This is a genomic window from Thermoplasmata archaeon, from assembly GCA_038729465.1.
GTDB lineage: Archaea > Thermoplasmatota > Thermoplasmata > Thermoplasmatales > ARK-15 > JAVRLB01.
The window spans coordinates 7709-11330 of the sequence record JAVYRZ010000013.1 but is presented as its reverse complement, the minus strand read 5'-3'; the positions used below and the strand labels follow the sequence as shown (position 1 = coordinate 11330).

5 protein-coding genes are annotated in these 3622 nt (G+C 39.1%); 2 read left to right on the top strand and 3 right to left on the bottom strand.

The window, feature by feature from the left end; translation table 11 throughout:
* Together QXQ25_04640 and QXQ25_04635 are read left to right on the top strand one after the other, a co-directional pair.
* On the top strand, nucleotides 1-692 hold a 692-nt coding region (locus QXQ25_04640; GenBank protein ID MEM0160993.1), incomplete at its 5' end, for a thiolase family protein.
* Nucleotides 693-704: 12 nt separating this feature from the next.
* Nucleotides 705-1550 (top strand): 3-hydroxyacyl-CoA dehydrogenase NAD-binding domain-containing protein, encoded by an 846-nt coding sequence (locus QXQ25_04635; protein MEM0160992.1) that lies wholly within the window; start codon nucleotides 705-707, stop codon nucleotides 1548-1550.
* Here the strand turns inward: QXQ25_04635 and hutI are convergent.
* The 3 genes from hutI to QXQ25_04620 form a co-directional block, all read right to left on the bottom strand.
* Complete coding sequence (hutI, locus tag QXQ25_04630; GenBank protein ID MEM0160991.1) at nucleotides 1538-2761, bottom strand: imidazolonepropionase; 1224 nt, start codon at nucleotides 2759-2761, stop codon at nucleotides 1538-1540. The genes QXQ25_04635 and hutI overlap by 13 nt on opposite strands.
* Nucleotides 2758-3357: a FumA C-terminus/TtdB family hydratase beta subunit gene (locus QXQ25_04625; protein ID MEM0160990.1), complete on the bottom strand. Its 600-nt coding sequence runs from the start codon at nucleotides 3355-3357 to the stop codon at nucleotides 2758-2760. Before QXQ25_04625 ends, hutI begins: the two co-directional genes overlap by 4 nt.
* A gap of 21 nt (nucleotides 3358-3378) precedes the next feature.
* Nucleotides 3379-3622, bottom strand: a 244-nt coding sequence (locus QXQ25_04620; protein ID MEM0160989.1) for a fumarate hydratase, incomplete at its 5' end; no start/stop codon positions are given.

Sequence of the window (3622 nt, the reverse complement as noted above, 5' to 3'; positions counted from 1 at the left end):
GGGAAGTCATAGCAGAGAAATACAAACTTACTAGAGAAGAGATTGATGAATTTGCATATCAAAGTCATATGAAAGCTAATAAAGCTACTGTCAATGGTCTGTTTGCAGATGAGATTATTCCTGTTAAAGTCTCAAATGCTGTGATTAACACAGATGAGGGGATTAGACCAGACACTACTATTGAAAAGTTATTAAAATTAAAAACCGTGGCGAAAGATGGTAAGTTTGTTACTGCCGGTAATGCTTCACAGCTTAGCGATGGTGCCGGCGCTTTGGCTGTTATGTCCGATGATAAAGCTAGGGAGCTTGACATCGAGCCGCTCATGAAGATTATAGGATATAACTCTGTGGGAGTAGATCCGCTATATGTTATGGAAGCACCTATACCCGGCATTAAAAAACTATTAGAAAAAACAGGATTTAAAGTTGAAGACATAGATCTGTTCGAACACAATGAGGCTTATGCATCTGCTAGCGTAGCTGTGAAAAAAGCATTGAATATCCCTGACGATAAATTCAATGTGAACGGAGGTGCTGTGGCTCTAGGACATCCTTTAGGTGCAAGTGGTGCAAGAGTGTTAACCACGTTGATATATAACCTGATCCATTACAAAAAAAGATATGGTATTGCTTCTCTATGCTTGGGTGGCGGAAATGCAGTTTCTATGCTTATAGAAAATCTAAAAATGTGAAGGTGAAATAAAATGCAAAAAGAAAAAATTGTGGTGTTTGGAGCTGGAACAATGGGACATGGTATTGCTACAGTGTTTGCAGCAAATGATTTTTCTGTATTCCTACTAGATGTGGATCAGAAGTATCTGGATAATGCCAGGATCAAAATAAAGAAAAACTTGGAAAAGATGTCTAGCAAAGGTGCAGTAATTGGCTCTGTGGATGAAGCGTTGAACAGAATTATGTACACTACCGATCTGAATGTTGCAAAAGATGCAGATCTTGTTGTGGAGGCAATAATAGAGAATATTGAAGAAAAAAAGAAGTTATTTAAAAAGCTCAATGAAATTGCGAACAGGCAGGCAATACTTGCTTCCAATACCTCTTCAATCTCTATCACGCAGTTAGGCTCTTTTACAGACAGACCTGAAAATGTAGTAGGTATGCATTTCTTCAATCCCGTTCCAGTTTTAAAACTAGTAGAGATAGTAAGAGGACTGGGCACTTCTGATGATACGATAATGAAAGTAACAGACTTTGCAAAGAAAGTTGGCAAAGTTCCTGTGCTTGTATCTGATTACCCGGGGTTTGTTGCAAACAGGATTTTGATGCCGTTTATAAATGAGGGTATCTATACTCTGCAAGAAAACATTGCCACAAAAGAGTCCATAGATTCCATTGCCAAGCTAGGATTTAATATGCCGATGGGCCCGTTAGAACTTGCAGATCTGATCGGTTTGGATGTATGTCTTGACATAATGAATGTGTTGTACCGAGACTTTGGAAACCAAAAATACAGCCCATGTCCCCTATTAAAGAAAATGGTGGCTGCCGGGAAATTAGGCAGAAAGTCTGGCGAAGGATTTTATAAGTATTGAAGTTTTTGATCTTTGACAATTACCTTTCCTTTTTTTATTACATCATTGACCAGATTTACACCAAAGTGGTACCCCAGAAACCTGTAATCAGGCACATTTAAAATAATAATGTCTGCCTGTTTTCCAACCTCTAAAGTACCTATCTTATCAGCCATTCCTATGGCGCTGGCCGCATTAAGCGTGGATGCAGTTATGGTTTCTTCAATGCTCATCTTCATCTGTGTAAGCGCGAGACTGATTACCATCTGCATATTTTCATTGTAACAGTTTGGGTTAAGATCCGTACCCAGTGCTACTGACACATTATTTTCTATAAATTTTCTGGCATCTGCATACTCTCTACTAAAAAGCATATATGGTGTGGCAGGCATTAATACTGCAATTGTCTTATTGATGCTCATTTTTCTTATGATATTCTCTGGCGTTTTCAGCAGATGATCCGCAGATATCGCCTTGATCTCGGTCGCAAGCTTGGAGCAACCAATGTAGCTTAATTCATCAGCATGCAGTTTTGGAACCATGCCATTTTCAATTCCTGCATCAAGATACCTTTTAGTCTGTGCAGTATTGAAAGCACCTTTATCACAGAACACGTCTATGAATCTTGCAAGTTTTGCAAGTTTTGGCATATATGACACAAGATAGTCAATATACTCTTCTGCTTCGAACTCTTCAGGAACTAAATGCGCACCTAGAAATGTCGGTACAAGCTCTATTAATTCTCCATTCAGTTCGTTTACAGCTTCAAGTATCTTTCTCTCTGTCTTATAGTTTAGCCCATAACCGCTTTTTGCTTCTGCTGTAGTAGTACCATGGATTACCATATTTTTTATTCTTTCCCGTGCCTCCTCTTTCAACGATGCTTTGCTCGCAGCTCTTGTTTTTTTCACAGTATAGTTTATTCCTCCGCCACTATTCTGTATCTCAAGATAGCTCTTTCCAGTTCTTTTTAACTCCACCTCAAATTCTCTGGTCCCAGAAAATACTAAATGTGTGTGCGCGTCAACAAAACCGGGCATTACAATCCTGTTTTTAGCGTCTATGATCTCGGCACCATTAGCATCTATGTTCCTACCAATTTTTAAAATCTTATCATCTTTTATTAATATATCAGAATCAGTGATAACATCTATATTTCGCATGGCTGATCCTGTTTTCGGCGCTGATCCGGATGCCGAAACTATCTGTGCAGCGTTTTTGATCAATATCATTGTGAATCTATTATCTTAAATATATCTGCCTTTTTTTGATCTGTTTTTTTGCGCATTATTGCGTTCCAGTTATCTCCGTTGCTATCTATAGAAACTATTAAAGGCCCAAATTCAACAGCATCCAAGATCCATACTGCCTCTGGCGCCCCGAGCTCTTCAAGCCAGTACACGTTTTCAACTTTTTTAAAAGAAACTGCTGCTAGAGCTCCTGCACCACCAGTATATGTTGCATATATGCCTTTTATTTTTTTCAATGCTTCTGCAGTACGTTCTCCCATCCCACCTTTTCCTACAAAGATCCGGGTTTTATAATAATCCATGAACTCTTTTTCAAATAGATCCATTCGAGCAGAGGTGGTAGGACCTGCAGATACCACTTTCCAGTCTGGATCTTTTTTGACTATAGGGCCACAATGGTACATCACCATTTTTGATGGATCAAAAGCGATCTTCTCTTTTTTTTCGGCAAGTTCTAACATATGTACATGTGCTTCATCTCTTGCCGTAAATATCTTGCCTGTAACATATAATATGTCTCCAACCTTCAACTTTACAATATTATCAATCTGATCCGGAACCTTAATATGCATTTCCATTTTTATTCACACTCCTGTTTATTATTTCCTCGCCGGGCGATAATTTGAGTCTATATTTCCAATTTTATCAACCTTTATGGTAGCTCTGCGGTCAGCCCAGCACTGTGTCACTATGCCTACCGGCAACGATGCCGGATGTCTTGATGCATACTCTATATGCACATCTAATACCGATACATTGCCCCCATAGCCCATTGTTCCTATGTCAGTTTTGTTCAGTAACTCTAAAAGATCAAGCTCCAGCTTGGCAACCTCTGGCTCCGGG